Annotated in this window: 20 protein-coding genes and 1 pseudogene (1 of these 21 cut by a window edge); 10 read left to right on the top strand and 11 right to left on the bottom strand. The window is 39.1% G+C overall.

Features of this window, described 5'->3' with window-relative positions; all coding sequences use genetic code 11:
* The 3 genes from EHQ47_RS05610 to EHQ47_RS05600 all read right to left on the bottom strand — a co-directional run.
* Nucleotides 1-47 carry the 5' portion of a sensor histidine kinase gene (locus tag EHQ47_RS05610; RefSeq protein ID WP_135776739.1) on the bottom strand. It extends 1,636 nt beyond the left edge of the window, so 47 of the gene's 1,683 nt are visible here — the first part of the coding sequence; the start codon lies at nt 45-47; its stop codon lies off the left edge, out of view.
* Between the two features lie 134 nt (nt 48-181).
* A complete protein-coding gene (locus EHQ47_RS05605) occupies nt 182-940 on the bottom strand; it encodes a beta/alpha barrel domain-containing protein (RefSeq protein ID WP_135746828.1) in 759 nt (252 codons plus the stop codon).
* Between the two features lie 8 nt (nt 941-948).
* Nucleotides 949-1,281 (bottom strand): STAS domain-containing protein, encoded by a 333-nt coding sequence (locus EHQ47_RS05600; protein WP_002971981.1) that lies wholly within the window; start codon nt 1,279-1,281, stop codon nt 949-951.
* Nucleotides 1,282-1,341: 60 nt separating this feature from the next.
* Here EHQ47_RS05600 and murD point away from each other — a divergent pair, with 60 nt between their 5' ends.
* A complete protein-coding gene (gene murD, locus EHQ47_RS05595; RefSeq protein WP_135776738.1) occupies nt 1,342-2,763 on the top strand; it encodes a UDP-N-acetylmuramoyl-L-alanine--D-glutamate ligase in 1,422 nt (473 codons plus the stop codon).
* A gap of 2 nt (nt 2,764-2,765) precedes the next feature.
* Here the strand turns inward: murD and EHQ47_RS05590 are convergent, their stop codons facing one another.
* The 7 genes and pseudogenes from EHQ47_RS05590 to EHQ47_RS05560 all read right to left on the bottom strand — a co-directional run bounded on the left by EHQ47_RS05590 (nt 2,766) and on the right by EHQ47_RS05560 (nt 12,829).
* On the bottom strand, nt 2,766-3,602 hold the full coding sequence (locus EHQ47_RS05590) for an SDR family oxidoreductase (protein WP_135776737.1): 837 nt from the start codon (nt 3,600-3,602) through the stop codon (nt 2,766-2,768).
* Nucleotides 3,603-3,675: 73 nt separating this feature from the next.
* On the bottom strand, nt 3,676-5,655 hold the full coding sequence (locus tag EHQ47_RS05585; protein ID WP_135746831.1) for an HD family phosphohydrolase: 1,980 nt from the start codon (nt 5,653-5,655) through the stop codon (nt 3,676-3,678).
* Nucleotides 5,656-5,705: 50 nt separating this feature from the next.
* Nucleotides 5,706-6,701, bottom strand: a complete 996-nt coding sequence (locus tag EHQ47_RS05580; protein WP_135776736.1) for a hypothetical protein — start codon at nt 6,699-6,701, stop codon at nt 5,706-5,708.
* Nucleotides 6,698-9,043: a tetratricopeptide repeat protein gene (locus EHQ47_RS05575; RefSeq protein WP_135746833.1), complete on the bottom strand. Its 2,346-nt coding sequence runs from the start codon at nt 9,041-9,043 to the stop codon at nt 6,698-6,700. The genes EHQ47_RS05580 and EHQ47_RS05575 overlap by 4 nt, the downstream gene beginning before the upstream one ends.
* Before the next feature lie 97 nt (nt 9,044-9,140).
* Nucleotides 9,141-10,535 (bottom strand): flagellar hook protein FlgE, encoded by a 1,395-nt coding sequence (gene flgE, locus EHQ47_RS05570; RefSeq protein WP_135746834.1) that lies wholly within the window; start codon nt 10,533-10,535, stop codon nt 9,141-9,143.
* Nucleotides 10,536-10,603: 68 nt separating this feature from the next.
* Nucleotides 10,604-11,146: pseudogene (locus EHQ47_RS05565) on the bottom strand (flagellar hook capping FlgD N-terminal domain-containing protein); the annotation flags it as partial.
* Between the two features lie 45 nt (nt 11,147-11,191).
* Entirely contained in the window at nt 11,192-12,829 is a 1,638-nt protein-coding gene (locus EHQ47_RS05560; RefSeq protein ID WP_135776735.1) for a flagellar hook-length control protein FliK, read from the bottom strand.
* Between the two features lie 180 nt (nt 12,830-13,009).
* On the opposite strand from EHQ47_RS05560, the gene EHQ47_RS05555 reads away from it, so the two are divergent.
* From EHQ47_RS05555 to EHQ47_RS05515, 9 genes are all read left to right on the top strand, one after another.
* Entirely contained in the window at nt 13,010-14,047 is a 1,038-nt protein-coding gene (locus tag EHQ47_RS05555) for a sulfate ABC transporter substrate-binding protein (RefSeq protein ID WP_135776734.1), read from the top strand.
* A 3-nt stretch (nt 14,048-14,050) separates the two neighbouring features.
* Entirely contained in the window at nt 14,051-14,878 is an 828-nt protein-coding gene (gene cysT / locus EHQ47_RS05550; protein WP_135776733.1) for a sulfate ABC transporter permease subunit CysT, read from the top strand.
* Entirely contained in the window at nt 14,869-15,690 is an 822-nt protein-coding gene (gene cysW, locus EHQ47_RS05545) for a sulfate ABC transporter permease subunit CysW (protein ID WP_425269563.1), read from the top strand. Before cysT ends, cysW begins: the two co-directional genes overlap by 10 nt.
* Complete coding sequence (locus tag EHQ47_RS05540) at nt 15,680-16,744, top strand: sulfate/molybdate ABC transporter ATP-binding protein (RefSeq protein WP_135776731.1); 1,065 nt, start codon at nt 15,680-15,682, stop codon at nt 16,742-16,744. The genes cysW and EHQ47_RS05540 overlap by 11 nt, the downstream gene beginning before the upstream one ends.
* Before the next feature lie 67 nt (nt 16,745-16,811).
* Nucleotides 16,812-17,537, top strand: coding sequence for a phosphoadenylyl-sulfate reductase (locus EHQ47_RS05535; RefSeq protein WP_135776730.1), 726 nt, complete (start codon nt 16,812-16,814; stop codon nt 17,535-17,537).
* Between the two features lie 7 nt (nt 17,538-17,544).
* The gene (gene cysD / locus EHQ47_RS05530; RefSeq protein ID WP_135692849.1) at nt 17,545-18,453 is read left to right on the top strand and encodes a sulfate adenylyltransferase subunit CysD; all 909 of its coding nucleotides are present in this window, start codon (nt 17,545-17,547) and stop codon (nt 18,451-18,453) included.
* Nucleotides 18,453-19,685, top strand: coding sequence for a sulfate adenylyltransferase subunit 1 (locus EHQ47_RS05525; protein ID WP_135776729.1), 1,233 nt, complete (start codon nt 18,453-18,455; stop codon nt 19,683-19,685). Before cysD ends, EHQ47_RS05525 begins: the two co-directional genes overlap by 1 nt.
* A 68-nt stretch (nt 19,686-19,753) precedes the next feature.
* Nucleotides 19,754-20,824, top strand: coding sequence for a TauD/TfdA family dioxygenase (locus EHQ47_RS05520; protein ID WP_135776728.1), 1,071 nt, complete (start codon nt 19,754-19,756; stop codon nt 20,822-20,824).
* Nucleotides 20,825-21,733: a bile acid:sodium symporter family protein gene (locus EHQ47_RS05515; protein ID WP_135776727.1), complete on the top strand. Its 909-nt coding sequence runs from the start codon at nt 20,825-20,827 to the stop codon at nt 21,731-21,733. It abuts the gene before it with no gap.
* Here the strand turns inward: EHQ47_RS05515 and EHQ47_RS05510 are convergent.
* On the bottom strand, nt 21,730-23,397 hold the full coding sequence (locus EHQ47_RS05510; protein ID WP_135746843.1) for an NADPH-dependent assimilatory sulfite reductase hemoprotein subunit: 1,668 nt from the start codon (nt 23,395-23,397) through the stop codon (nt 21,730-21,732). The two genes, EHQ47_RS05515 and EHQ47_RS05510, sit on opposite strands and share 4 nt — an antisense overlap.

Here is a 23,397-nt window from a genome sequence, read left to right as displayed (position 1 = left end):
TACAATAGAAACAAAATGAATCCCTTTAGGAATTGCTTCCAGTTCATGGGGGATAGATTAGTAGAAGGACAATAGGAGAAAAGCTAAATTATATTTGAAATTTTGGCGCTTCGTAAGGGATACCCCAAATGTTTCAGAAGTCCAAACCTGAGTTTTGTAGAATGTAATAAAAAACCTGAGATTAGATTCCGGACAAAAGAGAACGAAAATCTTTTGCAATGTCCTTACTTTTCATAAAGTAAGTCCCAACTAACATAGAATCTACGATACCTTTGTATTTTTGCCAATCGTTAAAACTTGAGATACCCGATTCCGCAACCCGAATGATAGAATCATCCAGTTCTTGCGCAATTTCTTCGATAAGGTTTTTATGAATCTGAAAAGTGTCTAAATCCCTAGTATTGATGCCGATGGTTGTGGCACCAGAGCCCAAGGCAATTTTTACTTCCTCTTTGTTGTGTGTTTCGACAAGGACAGCAAGACCTAAATTTTTCGCAAAACTATGTAAAGACGATAATTCTTTTGGAGTAAGGATTCGTACAATGAGTAAAATCGCAGAAGCTCCATAAGAATAAGCCTCTTCAATTTGCAGAGGATCAATAATGAAATCTTTACGAATCACAGGAATGGAAACAGACTCTGCCACAGAAGCTAAATCCGTTAACGATCCAAAAAAATACTTTGAGTCGGTGAGAACAGAAATCGCACCAGCCCCCGAGGATTCATAGATGGAGGCAATTTCTACAGGATCATAATTTGGCCGAAGAACTCCCGAACTAGGACTTCCTTTTTTGCATTCTGCTATGACTGAAATAGAACTCGTTTTGAGATTTGATTCCCATGGACGAATGGGAACTTTGCGAGCGGGAAGAGACCTACCCTTTGCTTGCAGGATCTCTTCATGTTTGGTCTCAACGATCTTATGTAAAACTGGATTCAAGGACCCGCTTAGAACGCTTTGAGCGCTGCATCTTCTGAATCGTAGATATCAAAAAGAGAAGTAAGTTCAATGACATCAAAGATACGTTTGACCGCAGGTTTGATATTGGAGATTTTAAGAGAACCCTCTTTTGAATTGAGTTTTCTTAGAGTGGAAATACAAGCTCTAAACCCGGAAGAAGACATATATTCGACATCTTTCATGTTTAAGAGGACCTTTCTATGTCCAGCATTATCGATGAGTTCCATAAGGCCCTCTTCCACTTCATTTGCCACAGAAACGTCCAATCGACCTTCCAGATAAACGACTAGTTTTCCGTCTTTCACTTCGTGTTTCAGCACCGATTTACCCAACCTGATATGATTTTACAAAATCATCGTATTTTAGCGGAGTGTCAATCAATGTTTTCTGAATCCATTCCCACTCGTTCCGACTTCGACCAGTTCCAAAATTTCCTCATTTTAGGTGGTGGGTCCTCTGGTGATTCTTCCGCCAAGTTATTATCTTCTCTAGGAAAACGTTCTGTCTTGGCAGACAAGTTTCCAGAAAAAGCAAACTCAGTTTTGTATGTTTCGGTTTTGTCAGACAATCACCCACAGGAGAGATTGGAAGGGATCGATTGTATCATCAAAAGCCCTGGTATTCTCCCTGACCATCCCATCCTAAAAGTTGCGAAAGAAAGACAACTCCCTATACTCAGTGAAATTTGTTTAGCGCGTGTTTTTTACAAAGGACCTATCATTGGAATCACGGGAACGGATGGAAAATCAACAACGACAGCCCTCACATATCATATCTTAAAATCAAAATTTCCTAATTCAAAAATGGGAGGAAACATTGGAGTTCCTTTTACATCTTTTTGTTTAGAACCACTTGATTTAGTTGTTTTAGAACTTTCCAGTTATCAATTAGACGATTCACCTAACTTAGAATTAACTTGCTCTGCTATTCTCAATTTAGCCTCAGACCATTTGGAACGACATAAAACCATGGAATCCTATGCAAAAGCAAAATGGAAAATCCAAAATTTAGAAAATCCCGAACACAAATCATTTATTAATCCAAACTTTTTACAATATCTTTCCGAATTACCATCGGAATACACCAACTTACAATTCATAGGTGAAGATCAAAAATATTTTGTTTGTTTAAATCCAAATCAAATTCACACGCCAAACCATATTTATGATGCCTCCAAATTCCCACTCAAAGGAAAACACAACTTAATGAATTTATGTTTTGCCATTGCTCTTAGTGAATCATTGGGAATGAATCCAATGGAAATCCAAAATGGATTTGAGTCCTTTAGCGGACTTCCACACCGATTCAAAAAGATAGATAGTTCTGAATTTAAAAACCAATACAAAAAAATCCAATTTATCAATGATTCAAAATCAACAAACCTCCATTCCATGCTTTCAGGAATTTCTGGATTCAAAAGAGGAGATGGATTGTTTTTGATTTTAGGAGGGATTCCAAAAACAGAACCAATCGAACCTTTTTTAAAAAGATGGAATGAATTGGACTGTCCCCTTTGGGTTTATGGAAAAGCTGTTGAAGTTTGGAAATCTGAGTTTGATCAGACAGGACTTCCCGTTCGTTATTTTCAGGACCTTCCCACACTTGTCAGCGATCTAAAAAACAAAATTGATTCTACTCTTCAATCGAATACAATCGGTTCTCCAACGATTACAGAGAAAGAAAATGAACCAAACTCCTTGTCGGTGATATTTTCACCGGCAGGAGCTAGTTTTGATTTGTATAAAAACTTTGAAGAAAGAGGGAATCATTTCGAAAGTTTGATCAAAGAACGATTCACATAAAATTACCCACGGATATGGTAACCGCCATCCACATGTCGTATTTCGCCTGTAATGCGGTTTCCTGGCCGAAACAAATAAGCAACTTCCTCAGCTAAATCTTTTGCTGAGGCATTTCCTAAAGGGGCAAGAAGTTGACAATTCAACTCTGCTTCTTCCAGTCCTTCAATGGCAGAACCCGCTTTACTGGCCCGGTAAGGAGAAAATCGAATGGCGTTGACCTGAATTTGTTTTTCCTTTCCTAATTCCATCGCCATTTCTTTTACGAGTCTCTCTAATGCAGATTTTGCGATACCGATATTTTTGTAAGGATGGGAAACAACTCTTTCCGCTCCTAAATAACTCAAAGCAACAATGGAACTGGCCTCGGCTAGTATTTCCCTTTGGTAAAGACTTTGCGTAAGGGCAAGAAGCGAAAACGCGGATACGTTCATTGCATCCATAAATTCCTCACGTGATATGGTCATGATGGGTTTTACTTTACCTTGGCGAATTGTTTTATCCATAGCGATGGAATGCAAAACGGAATGAATTTTAATTTGATTCAATTTTAAGAACTCAGCAAATGAATCAATATTTGCCTGAATGGTAACATCTAAGGGATATACAATAGTATCCTCACCTAATTCGGTTTTGACGGTATTTGTAAAATCTGAATATGTACGTTCTAAAAAAGAAAGTCCCGCATGTGAAAGATTTTCGTGAAACTCTGTTTTTCCAAGTCCTGTACAAATGAGTTTGGCACCCAATTGTTTACACTCTTTTGCGATGACTAAAGCGAGTGATGAAGAATCTGTAATTCCCGTGATGATCACGGTCCTGCTAACTAAATTAAAATTCATTTTTACCCCCACCGTTTAGACAAGTTCAGGGGAAAAAAGAAGGGGGAAATGCGAATTATTTTTCGTGTTTTACTTATCGTTTATGCAGGATTTTTTCGTAAGTATGACTACCAATAAAGATATCAAGGAGATCCCCATCGATGTGTTGGTCTCGGACTTCCATCTTTAAAATATCAAAAGCACGGTCCAGTGGCACTGCCTTTTTATAAGGGCGGTCTTGGTCCGTAAGTGCATCAAAGATATCAGCAATGGCCATCATCTTGGCCTGAACTGGGATCTCCACTGCCGAAAGTCCCCTTGGGTATCCTGATCCATTTAATTTTTCATGGTGGCCGTGGGCAATGGCAGGAACCATTTTTAGTTCTCGTGTCCAAGGAATTTTAGATAAAAATTGAAAGGTATGTTCTACGTGGGATTCAATCTCGCGTCTTTCATCAAAATCCAAAGACCCACGCCGAATCGATAAAAATCCAAATTCTTTTGGCATGAGTAAATTCAATTGGCTTCCATCGGTAGTGTGATAACTCATCTTTGAAATTTCTTCTAAAAAGTTAGAATTACCTTCTTCTAAAATAGAAGGTTCATTGGATTCGGAAATCACCCGAACCATTTCTTCTAGTTTTTCTTTTTCTAAAGTGTATTCCAAATGAATGGATTTTTCGAATTCCGGATAACCATTGTTACCATGTTTTTTTAAGTAATCGATTTTTTTTTGAGCCAGTTTTGCTTCCACATCTTTCAGAATAAATTGGAAACGCCATCGAATTAAATCCAATTCATAATCTTCTAGTTTTTTGGCTTTGACAAGAACCTTTTCCCGAACTCCTACCTTACCAAAATCATGAAGAAGAGAAGCGTAACGAATTTCTTTTACCTGCGATTCATTAAAATGTACGTCTTTGAATCTACCTGTTTGAATCGCATTCACTGACTCAGCAAGCCCAACTGTGTATTGTGCCACACGGAATGAATGACCCGAAGTAGTTGGATCCCTGGATTCAATGGCTGATACACTTGCGGTGACAAATCCTTCGAACAAGGTTTCAATGTCATGAACCAAATTGTTATTTTGGATGGCCACTGCCGCTTGCCCTGCCACAGCCATCACCAATTCTTCGGAGTACTTATCATATTCCAAAATGGAATTGGTTTTCATTTCCTCTAAAGTGAGTTTAGTTTGAAAATTTTTCTTTCTGTTGATGAGTTGGATGACTCCCACCACTTCATCATGGTGGTCTTTCATCGGAACCACGAGCATTGATTTTGAATAATAATTACTCATTTTATCAAAATCACTATTAAACTTATACTCTTCTTTTCCGGACAATTCGTACACATTTGGAATATTGAGCTGTTTTCCGGTAAAAGCTACGTAACCTGCAATGCTCTTTTTGTTGATAGGTAAAATAAATTCATCGGAATTCAAATCTAATGCAGAAATTTTGAATCTTAGATTGCGAGGATTTCCCCTTTCATCTTTTTCCACAAGATACAAAGAACCAGAATCAGAATTGGAAATTTCCCGAGCAGAATTCAAAATATCACGAAGAAGTTTTGTAAAATCTTTTTCGTTCGCAAGACTGATCCCAATTTTTGTTAGTTTAGAAATTTCATTTGTGGAAACATTAATTCGTTTTTGAAGTTCGAATTTATCCACAACCATCTGGAGACTAGTAAAAGCGTTCGCTAGTGCCTTCACTAAAAAGATAAGGGGGGCATCATCGGGGACGTTGGTAAAAAACAAATCCTCTTCTATATTTAGGGCGATGTATCCTGTATAATCGATGGGAGCTCGCACTATGAAGTTCGACATGATGGTCGGATGGTTCTTTAAAAATTGATGGATCTCATGGTGTTTGGTTTCCAACTCATACCTTGAGATATAAAACAATACTTTGGCGATGCGACCGTTTGAGTCAGATTCAATTTGATCCAATTCATTTAAGGTCAAAACCTTGGCTTTGATTTTTTTGGAATAATCGGCAATTTTGCCTTCAAAAAAAGGATCGTCCGTGATGATGAATTTCGAATCCGAAGATTTAGTCACAGGCATACTATCGACATGAAAAAATCGACTGTCGATTGTTTTTTCGAAAAATAATCTTACTTTTGTTTGAAGAAGAGGATGATCCCGAAACTAAAACAAGCGACCAAATAAAAACTCAAAAAATAGAGAACTTGAACCCCTAACAATACATAGGGTGAATGCACCCAGAGATTCGGTTCAGCCAATAAAAAAGGGAGGAAAACTCCCAGTATGGCCGGGTAGAGAAAAGACAAAACACCCCGAATTCCCGGCTCAGACCAACGAAGGGAAGCCAAATAAGAATACAACAAACGGCCAAAAATTCCGGAGAGAAACGCTAAGGGGAGAACCACTAAAATTTCCGTTCCCAAACAAGAAGAAAATGCCAAGGTTCCCATCCAAATCCCAATCTCTGATGCAGATGAAACTTCTTCTTTTTTCCATTTCGAAACCAAGAAAAAACCTACAGAAGAAGCGATTCCATAAAAAAGAAAGTTAGATACATAGGAATAAAATTGTACATCCGCTTTCCAGGGAGACAAAACGAGAAAGGCAATTGGTAGGAAACTTAAATAAACGAAACGAGAAGAATCATAAGTTAACTCTTGTTTATCGGCCCTTTCAAGAGGCCAAAACATCTCTCTCATCCAAACAAAGGCACCAAGAGAAATCGCAAAAGGCAAAATCAATGTATTGTCTTGGGCAAGGATTGTGGTTTGAAAGAAATGAATTCCAAATAGAACTCCCACCCAAAACAAAAATAAAAAAATCGAAACAAAAAACCTTCTAAATGGTTGGAAAGAAAACCATCTTTCTTCCAATGAGGAATGACAAAGAAATAAAAGCAGATTTGTTTTTGTAATGTAGGCAAATACAGAATCTGTATTCCAAATTTCCGAACGAATTCCCCATTTTTTTATACCTTCAGTGATTAAAAATCCAAAGACAGTAATGAAAATCCAATGGAAAATTAAATCATTACGTTTTCCCTCTTCGGAAATTCTGCTAAGCGTATGGAACAAAAAGAGACCGGACAGGATACAAAAAAGAAATTCTGTTTCAAATAAATTCATTGGTTAACTTCCTCGCTGACAGTAAACGGAAGGATGGAATAAGGAGGTTCTCCATTACGATCCAAACTTTGAAAGTTATGGTGAAATCCTCTAATGGATTGGTTCCCGATGAGAATGAATTTTTCTTTTCCAGCAGGTTTTAAGAGGATACTTCTATTGAAAAAATAAAGGATCGGATTGTCTTTTAGTTCGCTTCCAATGTTTTGAAAATGAGGAAGTATTTTTGTATAAGGCTCATAGATATCAATTGAGTTAGCCGCACGAATGATGATGGTTTTTCCCTTTAGATTGGGAATTGGTCGATTTCTCAAAATCCAATTTTTGGGGTCTGGATATACAGACTGGAACTCACCCACTCCATCAGCAGAAAGAATCCGAATGTTTGGAAAAGCATAAAGCCTATCTTTTAATTCAGGTTTTACTTTCTTTAAAAATAAATCCACTTCCCCAGGTAACTCCCATAATACAACTTCCATTCCAGAAAAATGTTTGGCTACGGCAAGAGAAGTAACACCAGGATATTCGGGATGATTTAAAGCAGGACCAATATCAAAAAATACAATTTGGTTTCCTTTTTCAAATCGTTTCAGATCACCAAACAAGGTTTTGCGAAGGGCTGACATGGGTTTCGATAGAAAGGCCTTTGCATTTAGCAAATCATCTAAAAACAGATTGGTATCTTCTAACCTATTTTCATAAGTCCTTGCTCTGATTTCTTCATCCTGTCCATTGAACAAATAACGGCCAGTATACGACCTAATTGTCCTTTCTTCTAAGTCTGTAAAAGAATTAGGATTTGGTTTATCCCAAGTATAAGGATATATGGTCTTTCCGATTTCAAAACGATCTGCGGAAGGTAAGTCCACAATTTGTCCATAAGGCGAAAGTCTTACATATTGTTTGTAATAAGTTTCTGTTTGTTCTGGATTGTTGCGAAGTTTAGATAGGACTGCCAAGTTAAAAAGTGCAAACCGATGATAAGGTTTTTCTTCAATTCCATAGGTGGATTTGGCATTCACAATGGATTCCCAAACCGATTTTGCGACACTCCATTTTCCAGATTTGTAAAGAGTAGCAGCATATAAATTATAGGAATACAGAGCGATGTCATGATTGGCTAAACTTTCATTCATTATGATTTGCCTTTGGTCTTTTAACAAAGACAAAGCGGCATCATAACGACCTAAATCATAGTATACCTTCGCCAAATTAAAATCCAAATACACCTGATCAGGTCCTTCGAAAACCTCTCCTCGGATGGAGGACAATTCATAAGAAGCAAGTTCTGCTTGAGTCAGATCATAAAGAAGAAGGCCATAAAAATAGGAATTTTCAACGGAACTTGGATCTTTGAGTAATCCCAAGGTTTCATAGAGTTTTCGTGCTGACGTTAAATAATAAACTGCTTCTTCTTTTTTTCCATCAAGGACAAGTGCCTTCCCCAGTAAGGAAATGGTGTCGGCATAATCACTGTGAAATATAGATTTTAGAGATTCTCTCTCTTTTCTAGCAGCAGTTGCATATTCAATGGCTTTGCTAAATTCTTTTTTTGTAAAATAGAACTCTGCAATGTTTTTTGCAACGTAGAACTTCGTATAGGTGGAAAGATTGAAATTCCCATCTACACTGCGCCAAATTTCTTTGAATGAATCCTCCGTCTTTTTTTCTAAACTGAGTCCGATCTTTATGAACTGCAAATACTCAGAAGAAAAATCCAAAGTTTTCAAAAGAGAGTTTTTTTCCTCATAGGATGACTTAGGATCATATTCGGATAACCTAACAAACTCAGACTCTGACAAAAATTCTTCCTCGGAAGGAAATTTCCATTCAGGTGTCCGTTTGATCAAACGGTGCAAACGAATGGTTTCATCGAAAAGATGAGAAAGAGACTGATACATAAGAGAAACTAATTTTCCACGTTCTTCATAAGGGAGAAAAACTGATTTACCAGAGTAAGTGGATTTTTGTTCGACAGAACTTAAGCGGGGAGTGAATTCGATCCCCTTCTCTTTCCACTCAAAAGTCCCAAACAATAAAAAATTGGATCTTTGTTTTTTGGCGGAGGAGAGAGAGTTTTCTTTTCCGAGATAAACTCCCCCTGTAACTTTTTGGAATTCAAAATCAATGAGTTCGGAAAGGATCCTAAGGGTTTTGGGATCGGATTCTTTTCCGGTAACCTCCCAATCTCCTAAACTAAAATAGGAAACTGTTTCGGGGGAATCATAAGTCACCAGCAAGGTTTCTTTTTTGATCGCATTACGAATCGAATAGTATAACGGAGCGTAGGCGACAAACGCCAGAAGAGAAAAGGTAAGGAGGGTATTTTTTTGAAAGCGGGACAAGTTTCGTTAATTCTAAAAAGTTTGGTTTGACCTATTTTTCTTAGAATTTTGCAGAACTCAAGGAAAAAACGGGGTTTCCCCCGTTAGAGAATGGATCTTATCGTTTGAGACCAAGAACTTCCTGGATCATCTGGTCAGATGTCACAATGGTTCGTGAGTTGGCTTGGAATCCCCTTTGGGTTACGATCATATCAGTAAACTGGTCAGAAAGATCCACATTTGACATCTCAAGAAGGCCTGCGTTGATTTTTCCGCGTCCTTGGCTTCCTGCTTCCCCGATGTTTGCATCGCCTGAGTTCAAAGAGTAACTATACATTGTATCCCCTTCTTTATTGAGACCTGCTGGGTTTGTAAAGTTAGCAAGAGCAATCCTTGCAAGTGGCTGGCGCACTCCATTGGAAAAAACTCCTGTCACAGTCCCTGTATTATCAATAGAGAAAGACTCCATATATCCCATTGGGTATCCGTCTTGTTTTACAGCTTTCGTTGTAAAATCAGAAGAGAACTGAGTGATTCCACCCACAAGACCCGCTTCTCCCAAATTCAAACTGAATTTTTGAGCTGTTGGATTTCCAGGAATCCGGAAAGAAATATCCGCCTTTAGTTTTCCAGTGGTTTGGGAATCTACTCCATCAGAGACAGAGATGATTTTTCCATCTGGTGTGAAGGAAACTTCAAGTTCTTGGTTACCAGAAACTTTTGTGTTTTCCCCACCGGTTCCGCTTACATCCACGGAAACTTGGCTGGCATCTTCCAATTTGAAACGCATTTTCCATACGTTCTCTCTCATTTTGTAAAACTCAACACCCATTTGGCGAGTGTTCCCAAGTTCATCATAAACATTAATGGATGTTACATGGCCTCTTCTTTGGCGTGGATCTGGATCATTGATATAACGTTGGATGTCTTCTTCTGTTGCATCTGAAGGAACTGCAGCAACACTAGCATTGAGGTTGGATTGAAAATCTACGTTCTGAGTCGCACGAGCAGGTTCTTTGGAGTAAAGAGGAATCATGATGTCTTCCAAAGATCCAGCGGAGTTGATGTATTTATTTCCACTATCATCCAAACGAGAATTCCAACCTTGGACTTTCAAACCATTAGCAGGGTTTACATAAAATCCGTTTTTATCTACGTTAAAGGCACCGGCACGAGTGTAAAATTGTTTGTCTCCATCTTTCACAACAAAGAAACCTTCACCAGATACCGCAACGTCGGTATTCTTTCCTGTGGTTTGCAAAGCACCTTGGGTCATAATTTTATCGATAGCAGCAATGAGAGAACCAAGACCCACTTGTTTCGGGTTAGTTCCCCCGATCCTTTCGTTTGGTTCTGACGCACCTTGTAACTCTTGCGAGATCATATCTTGGAAGGTAACTCGCTCCGTTTTAAAACCGTGTGTGTTCACGTTGGAGATGTTGTTACCAATAACATCCATTCTTACTTGGTGGTTTTTCAATCCGGAAACTCCGGAGTAAAGTGATCTCATCATAACGTTATATCCTCTCTTTTTTTATCGACCTTTTTGAATTAATCCTGATAAGCTTCTTGTTTTTTTAATGTATTATTCGGAACGTTTGTCGCGTTCTGTGGACGTTGGAATTCTGGTTCAGCTTTCAGAAGGGATGGATCAGAAATCAAATTGATTTTGGCCACATCAAGCATCCTTCCATTCACACGAACGTAAGTTTTTCCTTCATTATCAAAAAGAATGGCACCAGCAAGTCCTGTGACATCTTCTCCCGTAACTAAATCTGGGCCTGAAACGATTTTACCAACTACCGAATAACTTTGTTTAGATTCCATTCTGGCAATTCCAGACGAAATGTTTTTCATCTGCTCGAGAGATGAGAACTGTGCCATTTGTGCGATGAAGTCTTTGTCTTGTACTGGGTTTGTTGGATCTTGGTGAGAGAGTTGCGTGAGAAGGAGTTTTAAAAAATCATCCTTTCCTAGTTCTTTTTGTTTCTCACGAATTTCGATTCCTTTCAGACCACTTGTTTCTTCTTTTTCTAATTGATCCAAATGTTTACGGATATTGAAGGTTCTATCCCCTTCAAAGTATTTGGTTCTAGCTGAATTTTGTGTTGATATATCTTGCATTCCGTCTGGCATGGGATCCTCTATTTTTTCTATATTGATTGGTGTTTATGCGAAAAATTCCAATGCCTTGGTTTCTTCCAAACTTGGCGGAGCAAGTAGATCTGAAGATTCTTCTAAACCTAAACTATTTTCTGCATTCCGAAACCTGGCTGCTTCCACCATGGTTTGGTAGAGTTCATTTTGTTCTTTTCGATCTGTAAGTCCACTTCCATCATCCCATAAATCAATGATGAGCGCTTGTAAGTCGAGACCAGATTCTTTTAGGTTTTCTTTGATGGTTTGGATTTCGTTTTGAAGGGACTTTTGTAGTTCTTCTGATTCGACAAGAATACGACCTTCCACTTTCTCACCATCCACAGTGACTTTTAAAGTCAACCTTCCATATTCTTTTGGATTCATTACGATTTCAGCACTGGACTTTCCATTTTGCACAATATCAAAACGAGCTTGTTTGATCAGTGCATCAATGTTTTGTTTGAGAACTGTTTCTTTTGGTTTTGCCTGTTTTTCTACCGAACGAATCTCTTCTGCTTTCTGCATTGATTTTGTTTCTAAAGAAGAAAATTGAAATCCTTGTTTTGTTCCTCTTTCCTCAGAAGAACGACCACCCTCTTCTCCCGATTTTGCGGAAGAGGAATTTTGAATATTAGAGATAAAAGAAACTTCCGTTTGTTTTTGTTTTTCCGATGAAGTGTGAGTTTTAGAATCTTGTTTTTGAAATTCTTTATCTTTGATTCCAAGAGAACGAATCATCTTATCAGAGTTTAAACTTTGATTTGATTTTTCTTGTTCCGAAGAAACATCCACAGTGTCTCCGTTTTTTGATTGTTTGTTTGATTTTAATTTTCCATCGGTTTTTCGAACAGAATGTTCATTTGGAACGGATGTTCCTTCTACTTTTATTTCTTTGCCCTTAGCAAATACCAAATCAGAAACAACGGAACCCGAATGGATGGATTCTTTTTTCAAACCTAAGGAATCTGGTTTTTCATTTCTTTTTTGATTCTCTAAAGATTTTTTCTCAGCCTTTGGGAAAAGAACCAAATTCGAATCTTTATCCAAAGACAATTGTGATTTAGTGAGTGCGGAATCATTTGATTTTGTATTTTTCTCGTTTAGAAAAAAAGTCTCTGCTAGTTTTTTTGCCTCATCAATAAAGGCATTTCCCTCTTTAGGAGAATAGGCTGTGGATTTTTCGGCTGATTTTTGTAAGGAAAGTAAAACTGTTTTTTCCTTAACTGTCATTTCATTCAATTGGTTGGCAGAAACCATAGAACGATCCCAATCGGCATGAGTTGCCACAAGCCCAAGGCTATATTCCAATGCATCGCGATCCAAATCCTCTTCTTCAGTGGATTCTTCAGATTCTTCCTGAGAAGTAGTTTCTTTGGAAATGGATTTGTCTTTTTGAGATTCCGAAATAGAATTTAATTCTTGTTTTGTGGCATCTTCCGGTTTATGAATTTCCTCTGGACCAGAGGTCTCTTCCTTTTCACGGCCAATGGTTTTGTATTCAGAACCGGGTGTTTTTTTTTCAGAAAACACTTGGAACTCTCGTTCCAAAATTTCCCCAAAACTTTCTCGCACAGCCATCTGGTGGTTTTCAAAACCAGCAGGCCTGGATGCCTTCCCTTCAACTTGTGGGAATGGAATTACGTTTTGGTTTGGGGCTTTTACGTTCATAGGGTGCCTTCTCCCTTAAGGATCGAACTTCCCCAGATTTCCTTGAGAGAATTATCTTCTTCCTTTTCCGGTTTATGTCGGTAAGGCGCAAAAGCAGGATTCTACGAAATAAATTTCGTTTGACAAATATCCGCTAAATTGGAGGATGAGTTTGATTTATTAAACAAAAGGGCGCAAAAAATGAAAATTAACACTCTTATTTCGAAAATAAAACCAGGAATTTCTGCCATATTGTGCATTTTTTTAAGTTTAGGGACTCTCTCTTCCCTCACTGCGGAATCCACTTTCCTCCATGTGTCCTTTGACCCCACAAGAGAATTATATGAAGAAATCAACAAAGCCTTCCTAAAAGAATGGAAGGCCAAAAAAGGAAACGAATTTGCCATCCAACAATCCCATGGCGGATCAGGAAAACAAGCTCGTGCTGTGATTGATGGACTAGATGCTGATGTTGTGAGTCTTGCGCTTTCCTACGATATTGACAGCATCTCCACCAAATCAGGGTTAATTGATGCAAATTGGCAAAAAAAACTCCCAAACAATAGTGTTCCTTATTACTCGACCATTGTATTTTTAGTTCGTAAATCCAATCCGAAAAAAATCAAAGATTGGGATGACATTGTAAAACCTGGAGTTTCGATCATCACTCCCAACCCAAAAACCAGTGGTGGTGCACGTTGGAATTATTTGGCAGCTTATGGATTTGCAAAACGTAAATACAAATCCGATGAAAAAGCAACTGAGTTTGTGAAAGCCCTTTTTAAAAACACATCCGTTCTTGACACGGGTGCTCGCGGCTCAACAACTACCTTTGTCCAAAGAGGAATTGGGGATGTTCTCATCACTTGGGAAAATGAAGCAAAACTTTCCCTTGATGAGGAAAAAAGATCTGGCAAAAACACTTTAGAAGTTGTGTATCCATCTGAATCCATCAAAGCGGAAACGCCTGTTGCTGTTGTTACCAAAACTGCTACCGAAAAAGGCAATTTGGAAAAAGCGACTTCCTACTTAGAATTTCTCTATACAAAAGAAGGACAGTCGATCATCGCAAAACATTTTTTCAGACCAACAGAAGCCACTGTAACAAAGGCTTCAGCGAAAGAATTTCCCAATATTAAATTATTTTCCCTATCCGATTTAGGGGAAACTTGGGATTCTGCTCAGAAAAAACATTTTGCAGATGCTGGTGTCTTTGATGCCATCTACAAAACTAAGTAAAATATGCTTATCGAAACGCGGCCGTATAAAAAAACACATTTAGGAATCAGTTTAGGACTGACCGTTTTTTATTCGTCTGCGGTTGTTGTGATCCCCCTTCTCGGACTCTTTTTCCATTCTCTCGGGATTGGAGTCTCTGGAATTTTAGAAGTATTCTCTGATGAAAGAATTCGCTCGGCACTTTTTTTAAGTTTCAGTGTAGGCTTTTTCTCTGCTCTCATCAATCTCTTTGTAGGATTTCTTTTTGCTTGGGTTTTAGTCCGTTACAACTTTCCTTTTAAAAAATTACTCGATACCTTAATTGATTTGCCCTTTACCTTACCCACTGCTGTGGCTGGGATTGCTCTTACGACCATTTATTCACAAAATGGAATCATTGGATCCTATTTTGATCAGTGGGGAATTAAAATTGCTTACACACCCATTGGAATTGTGATCGCACTTGTTTTTATTGGATTTCCTTTTGTGGTACGAACTGTACAACCTGTGATTGAAGAATTACCCAAAGAATTAGAAGAAAGTGCACGCTGTCTTGGTGCTACTCCCTTCCAAACTTTTTATAAAGTATTACTTCCTGAACTTTGGCCTTCCCTTCTTGCAGGAACAGGAATGGCATTTGCTCGGAGTATCGGAGAATACGGATCTGTTGTTTTTATTTCAGGAAACATTCCCGGAAAAACGGAAATCCTCCCCCTTCTCATTGTCACCAAACTAGAACAATACGAATACGAAAAAGCAACTTCCATTGCTCTTGTGATGTTACTCACATCTTTTGTTTTTATGTTTTTGATTAATTTACTCCAAGAAAGGGCCTCTAAAAAATTATCATGAAAAGTAAGATATTCCCTATTTTTCTTGTGATTTTGGCCTACTTTTTTGCTGGGATCATTCTGATTTTACCCATATATACTGTTTTTTCAGAAGCATTTTCGGAAGGATATACAAAGTATATCGAATCCATCACAGGTGAATATGCTCTTTATGCGATTGGCCTTACAATCAAAGTTTCTGTTGTTTCTGTGATTTTAAATACAATCTTTGGTGTGACAGCGGCATTTACGATCACAAGATTTAGTTTTCCAGGCAAAAATATTTTAGTCACCATCATTGATTCTCCCTTTGCCGTATCTCCTGTAGTATCGGGTCTCATCTTTTTATTGTTATTCGGAAGACAGGGTTATTTTGGAGATTTTCTTTCCACGCATGGAATCAAAATTGTATTTAATACTCCGGGTCTTATCCTTGCGACTGTTTTCATTACTTTCCCATTTGTGGCCCGGGAACTAGTTCCCCTTATGCAAAGCCAAGGAAGAGAAGAAGAAGAAGCAGGATTGTTACTTGGTGCCAGTTTTTTCCAACTCCTCAGACGAGTCATCCTACCCAATATCAAATGGGGTTTGTTATACGGGATCATTCTCTGTAATGCAAGAGCTATGGGTGAGTTTGGAGCGGTATCTGTCTTAAGTGGGCATATCCGTGGAAAAACAACCACTCTTCCTCTCCACATTGAAATGTTATACAATGAGTTTGATTCGGTGGGTGCCTTTTCCTGTGCCACCTTACTTGTGTTTCTCTCTCTTCTCACACTCATCTTTAAATTGATTTTGGAAAAACGAACTGCGAGTAAGAACAATGCCGATTGAAATTAGTAATGTCAATAAAACCTTTGGGTCGTTCACCGCTCTAAAAGATGTTAACCTCTCCATTCCTGATGGTGAACTTGTGGCACTTCTTGGTCCTTCAGGATCTGGAAAAACCACCTTACTTCGCATCATCGCCGGTCTGGAAGAACCATCTTCGGGAAAGGTGGAGTTTGTAGGCGAAAACCTTTCCACATCCAAAATCCAAAATGGGGAAGTGGGATTTGTTTTCCAACACTACGCCCTCTTTCGTCATATGACCATCGCCGAAAACATAGCGTTTGGTTTGGAAGTCAGGCCAAAACATTTAAGACCATCCAAAAAAGAAATCCAGGAAAAAGTTTCCAAACTCCTCACACTCATCCAACTCGAAAAATTTCATAACCGTTATCCTCACGAATTGTCGGGAGGCCAACGCCAACGAGTGGCACTGGCAAGAGCCCTTGCCATCGAACCAAAATTTTTATTACTGGATGAACCCTTTGGTGCTCTTGATGCCAAAGTCAGAAAAGAACTGAGAAACTGGCTCCGTCGTCTCCATGATGAAATCCACATAACAAGCGTTTTTGTCACACATGACCAAGAAGAAGCTTTGGAAGTAAGCGACAGGATTGTGATCTTAAACCAGGGTCAGTTGGAACAAGTAGGAAGCCCGGACGAAGTATACAACAAACCTAAGTCTCCCTTTGTGTTTCATTTCCTAGGGGATGTGAATCTTTTCCATGGACGAATCGAAGAAGGAACCACAAAAATTGGGAATTTAGCCCTCGATAGCACTGAACACCAAGATGTAAAAGAATCGGTGGCTGTAGCCTATGTTCGTCCTTACGATGTGGAAATCGTTCGGGAAGCCGACCAAGGGATTGCTGCCGAAATCCAATACATCCATTCCACCGGAAGGAATGTGCGGGTGGAGCTCAAACGAGTCGACACGGGAACTCTCATTGAATCTGTACTCGAACAGGAAACCTACCGTCTTTTGAACCTTTTGCCTGGAGAGACCGTCTATCTGAGGATTAAAAAAGCAAAAGTTTACGTAGAAGACTTCTCTATCTAATATTTTCCGCTAATATAGTTTACAAATCGTCCAATATACGAAACATTGGACGCTAGGATTGGAAAAAATGGGAAATTTGGAAGTTTTGACAGAAACCTATACCCCCCTCTCCCTGGAACAGGGCTTACGACAACTCAGTTTGGATTTTCCCGGAAAAGTTGTCTTCACCACGAGTTTCGGACTGGAAGACCAGGCGATCACTCATGCGATTCTCGCAAACCAAATCGAAATTCGAATTGCGACTTTAGATACAGGCCGCCTCTTCCAAGAAACCTATGATGTTTGGCAAAAAACAAACATCCGTTATGGGGCAAAAATTGAAGCCTTTTATCCAAACGAGAAAGAAATCCAACACTTTGTGGAAGAGAATGGCCCTAACGCCTTTTATGATTCCCAAGATTTAAGAAAGGAATGTTGTCGGATTCGTAAACTCGTTCCCCTAGATGCCATTTTGAAAGACACAGAAGTTTGGGTCACAGGACTCCGAAAAGACCAATCAGGATTTCGAACCGAAATGTCAATTTTCGAATCGGATCCCCAAAGAAATTTAATTAAATACCAACCGCTACTATTATGGTCCTTCGAAGATACTTGGAAGTATATTAGAGAACATAACGTACCATACAATATCTTACACGATAAAGGTTATCCAAGTATCGGCTGTGCTCCTTGTACACGAGCCATAGAACCTGGAGAAGACTTTCGTGCTGGAAGGTGGTGGTGGGAACAAGAATCAAAAAAAGAGTGCGGCTTACACTGGGTAGACGGCAAACTCACACCGAAAAAAGGATAATACCAATATGACCGATTTACATCGACTTTCCCATTTAGACCAACTAGAATCGGAAGCCATTTATATTTTACGAGAAGTTGCAGCACAATTCGAAAGACCGGCCCTGCTTTTTTCAGGAGGAAAGGATTCAATTTGTTTAGTGCATTTAGCACTCAAAGCCTTTCGACCTGGAAAATTTCCATTTCCCTTAGTTCACATCGACACAGGGCATAACTTTGATGAGGCGCTAAAATTTAGAGATGATTTAGCGGAACGAACTGGAGAAAAACTAATTGTTCGTTATGTACAAGATTCCATCGACCAAGGGAAAGCCGTCGAAGAAAAAGGAAAGTTCCCTAGCCGAAATGCCATCCAAGCAGTGACACTCCTTGATACTATCGCTGAATTTAAGTTCGATGCATGTATCGGTGGAGCTCGTCGGGATGAAGAAAAAGCCCGTGCCAAAGAAAGAATTTTTTCTGTGAGAGATGAATTTGGATCTTGGGATCCCAAACTCCAACGCCCTGAACTTTGGAATATTTATAATGGAAAAATCCACGTGGGTGAAAACGTTCGAGTTTTCCCGATTAGCAACTGGACAGAACTTGATGTTTGGGAATACATCCGAAAAGAAAACATTGAACTCCCTTCCCTTTATTTTTCACACCAAAGAGAAATCGTATGGCGAGAAGACCTAGTGTTTCCGGTATCAAAGTTCATCTCCTTAGACAATTCAGACAAAGTAGAAACAAGAACTGTTCGTTTCCGAACTGTGGGTGATATGACTTGCACAGCGGCCGTAGAATCAGAAGCCAATACAATTGATGATATCATTCGTGAAATTCAAATTTCGAGAACAACAGAAAGAGGATCTCGATTGGATGACAAACGTTCCGAAGCAGCGATGGAAGATAGAAAAAAAGGCGGATACTTTTAATGGATATTTTACGTTTTATTACAGCAGGAAGTGTGGATGATGGGAAATCAACTCTCATTGGACGATTGTTATACGATAGTAAATCTATTTTCCAAGACCAATTGGAAGCCATCGAAAAAGCAGGACAAGTCAATGGCCAAATCAATCTAGCGCTTCTTACCGATGGATTAAAAGCAGAAAGAGAACAAGGGATCACCATCGACGTTGCTTATAAATATTTTTCGACACCGAAAAGAAAGTTTATCATTGCCGATGCTCCGGGCCATGTCCAATACACAAGAAACATGGTGACAGGTGCTTCTAACTCTGATCTTGCCATCATTTTAATTGATGCAAGAAAAGGAGTCATTGAACAAACATACCGCCACTCTTATATTGTTTCTCTACTCCGAATTCCTTATGTTGTAGTTTGTATCAACAAAATGGACTTAGTGGATTTTTCTGAAGAAGTGTTTTTAAACATCCAAAAACAATATTTAGAATTTGCAAAAGACCTGGATTTAAAATCCATCCACTTCCTTCCTATCTCAGCACTGAACGGAGACAATGTGGTAGATCTATCGACTTCCATGCCTTGGTGGAAAGGGAACTCCCTTCTTGGATTTTTAGAAGGAATTGAAATTCATACAGAAGAAGAATCACCTGCTCCAAGATTTCCTGTGCAAAATGTAATCCGTCCTCAAACCACTGAATACCATGATTACAGAGGTTATGCGGGTCAAATCCGTAGTGGCCATTTCACTGTAGGTGATTCTATCACTGTTTTGCCTAGCGGACTCAAATCAAAAATCAAAGCCATCGATACCTTTGCCGGCTCGATCCAAACTGCCTACGCACCTATGTCAGTTTGCATTCGATTGGAAGATGAAATTGATGTGAGCCGTGGAGATATGCTCGTAGTGAGCGGTCAAGAACCGACGACTTCTCAAGATTTAGAAGCTCATATTTGTTGGATGGACCAAAAGGCAATGACACCGGGATCCAAGTATCTCCTCCGACAAACCACGAATGCAGTCAAAGCATCCATTCGCTCTTTGGAATACCGAGTGGAAACAAGCACCCATGAAAAGAAAGAACAGACAAGCCTGGCCTTAAATGAAATTGGGAAAGTGACCATCCGAACGGCAAAACCCGTGGCCTATGACCCTTATTCCAAAATCCGTGGGACGGGGAGCTTCGTTTTAGTGGATGAAGGTACCAACCAAACTGTGGCGGCCGGAATGTTATTGTAGAAATTTAGTTCAATATAACAGATTTTTTCTTGATTTAATACTGCCAGTTTCGCTAAGCTGGCAGTATTATGACTCAGTCCACCGCTACCCAAACAAAATGGATCCGTAAATCTTTTATCGGGGAGACCAAACTTCCCCTTGTCTACGAGCCCTCTGAAGAAAAGGAATTGTTAGACCTTACAAAGTGGATTCAGAAAAACCAAAAAGAATGGAGAGAGGATCTAGAGACCTATGGGGCCATTCTTTTTCGTGGTTTTCCTGTTCATGAAGCAACGGACTTCCAATCCATCCTCTTTGCGACAGAGGAAAAAAAGTTGGGTGAGTTTTATTTAGGAACATCGCCAAGAGACCAGGTCGTCAAACATGTGTTTACTGCAAGTGAACTTCCACCCCATTACCCGATTATGCAACATGCAGAAATGAGTTTTCTCGACAACCCACCGAAACTATTATTTTTTTATGCAGAAAAAGCTTCGGAAACAGGCGGTGAAACTCCTCTCACTGATCTTAGAGAAATTTATAAAGATATAAACCCAAAGATTAAAGAAAAAATAGAAAACTACGGAATTCGTTATCGAAGGCGGTATGATGGTCCATCAAAAAAAGCAAGGTTCTCTTTATGGAAGACAAAACGTTGGGACGAAATGTTTGGAACGACAAACCTAGAAGAAGTAAAAAAGATCTCAAAACAAAATAGATTTCACCTAGATTGGTTTGGAAAGGATTCCTTAACCATCACCAATGAACAATCGGGATTTCGAGTTCATCCGGAAGCAAAGACAATCGCTTGGCACAATCATTCCCAAACGTTTCACTACCAAGCAGCCGTGAGTGAAGTATGGAAAATTTTTAAAAAACAAAAAACAATTCGTTCTTTTGCTGTAGCACTTCTACTCACGCTTCTAACAACCATGAAACGAATCTCAGGATCAGAGTCGCATGATGTACATGTTACCTATGGAAATGGAGAAGAAATTTCTGCAAAAGAAATGAAATCCATCTCTGATGTTTTTTGGAAACATTTAGTCGCAATTCCTTGGCAAACAGGAGATGTCCTCATCATTGACAATTTATCAGTTTCTCATGGTAGGCTTCCCTTTACTGGTCCACGCCGAATTCTCGTAGGATGGTCTGATTAAATGGATATCAATTCAGTTCGTCTCAATTTTAACAAAGACTCAGTGTATTTAATCAATGCACTGGTTGGATTTATCATGTTTGGTATTGCTTTGGAATTAAAACTCCAAGATTTCAAACATCTTTTGCGTTATCCTAAACCAGCGTTTGTTGGTCTCTTTAGCCAATATATATTGTTACCATTAGCCACCCTTCTGATCATTTGGGTGGTGAACCCGCACCCAGGCCTTGCATTAGGAATGGTGCTTGTGGCAGCATGTCCTGGTGGGAATATGTCCAACTTTTTTACTCATTTGGCAAAAGGGAATTTAGCACTTTCTGTGAGTCTCACTACCTTTTCATCTGCTTTTGCTTTTCTCTTAACTCCAATTGGATTTTTCTTTTGGGGGAATTTACTTCCGGTCACTCGTGAATATCTCAAATCCATTTCGGTAAGTCCTTATGAGATTTTGGTTTCCATCACTGTCCTACTCGTTGTTCCTCTGATTCTCGGAATTCTCTTTCAAAAATTATTCCCCAAACTCACTCATACAGTGAAACGAGCCGTACAAAGAATCTCCATTTTATTACTCGCTTTCTTTATTGTGGGAGCACTTGTTACCAATTTGAAATTCTTTAAAGAATACATCCACCTTCTCTTTGGACTTGTATTTCTTATGAACTTGGCCGGGCTTTCTCTTGGGTATTATTTTGGGAAACTATTCAAATTGCCACTTAGCGATAGAAAAACAATCGCCATTGAAACGGGAATTCAAAACTCAAGCCTCGGCCTTGCGATCGTTTTTAGTTTCTTTGATGGCCTTGGTGGAATGGCGATGATTTGTGCTTGGTGGGGAATCTGGCACCTGTTAGCCGGTGCCGCAATTGCTACTTATTGGAATAAAACTGCTCCGAAAGGATTGGAATCTTAGTTTAAGATTCCAATTCGATTGATATAGTCTCCAAAAGATTCTTTTGTATTTCTTTCTTTTGCAAACTTTCCAAAGAGTCCATCCAATTCGGATAGAATTGCCGCCTCATCTAAATCTTCTTTGTATTTACGATTGAGTCGGTATCCTTCGGCATCTGCACCTAAGTGTAAATTGTATTTTCCATACGAGGTTCCCACAAGGCCAATTTCCGAAATATAAGGCCTTGCACATCCATTCGGACAACCTGTCATTCGGATAGACACTGGTTCTTCTGCAAGTCCATGTTTTCCAAGGATGGGTTCAATTTTATCAATCAGGCTTGGAAGGTATCGTTGTCCCTCTGCAAGTGCCAAAGAACAAGTGTTTAATGCCACACAAGCAATGGAGTTTTTACGAATTGGTGAAATTTCACTTGTTTTTCTGTGAACACCAAACTTTACAAGAATGGACTCAATGAGATCCTTATCTTTTGGAAAAATATCGGAAAGGATTAGGTTTTGGTTACAAGTAAATCGGAATGTGGCACGTCTGGTTTTAGAAACTTCCAGAAGTGCTGTTTTTAGATTATAACCATGTTCATCACAAACACGACCATTCTCGACAAAAACCGTATAATGCCAGTTACCCGCCACATCTTGTTTCCAACCAAAATCATCCGATCTTTGTGTGAACTGGTAATCTTTTGCTGGTTCGAAACTAATCCCCACTCGTTTTTCCACTTCTCGTTTGTAGAATTCAACACCCAAACGGTCCAAAGTATATTTTAAACGAGAAAGTTTTCGATCTTCTCTATTTCCAAAGTCCCTTTGCACAGTAACGATTTCATAAACAACTTTTAGGATATCTTTTTTAGGAATAAATCCAAATACAGTTCCCACTCTTGGGTATGTGTCTGGATTTCCATGAGTGGTTCCAAGTCCACCACCCACTGCTACGTTAAAACCGATTAGTTGTCCATTTTCAATGATAGCAATGAGACCAATATCATTTGTGAAAAGATCCACATCGTTGTAAGGAGGGATTGCAATCGCAATTTTAAACTTACGAGGAAGGTATACATCTTTATATAAAGGATCTTCTGGTTCTTCTTTTTCTGCTAAAAGGTTTTCATCGAGCCAAATTTCGTAATAGGCTCTTGTTTTTGGCAACAAAGATCTGCTGATTTCGCCTGCATATCCGAACACTTCTTTGTGTAAGGGGCTAGTGGCAGGATTTGATGTACAAGTTACGTTACGATTTACGTCCCCACAAGCAGCAATCGAATCTAAAAATACAGAATCAAAGGCTTTGATGGTTGGTTTGATTTTTGATTTTAATATACCATGAAGTTGGACAGTTTGGCGAGTGGTGATTTTGATGGTGCCAGTAGAGTTTTCCCCAGCCACATTGTGTAAGGCTTCCCAATGTACAGGCCCAATCATTCCACCTGGAATTCGTAAACGAATCATAAAGGAATACAAACGTTCTAATTTTTTCGCAGCACGTTCTTCTCTTCGGTCCCTGTCATCTTGTTGGTACATTCCATGAAACTTAAGTAAGAGTTGGTCATCAGAACGTAAAGAGCCTGTATGTTCATCTTTCAAACTCAAAGAAAGAGTTCCTCTTAGACCCCGACTCAGACGTTTTACTTTTTCTGCTAATGTTTCTTTTTTTTGTTCTGCCAT

The organism is Leptospira bourretii (genome assembly GCF_004770145.1).
GTDB lineage: Bacteria > Spirochaetota > Leptospiria > Leptospirales > Leptospiraceae > Leptospira_A > Leptospira_A bourretii.
Note: the sequence above shows the minus strand (reverse complement) of the source record. Positions and strands in the feature narration are given on the sequence as shown.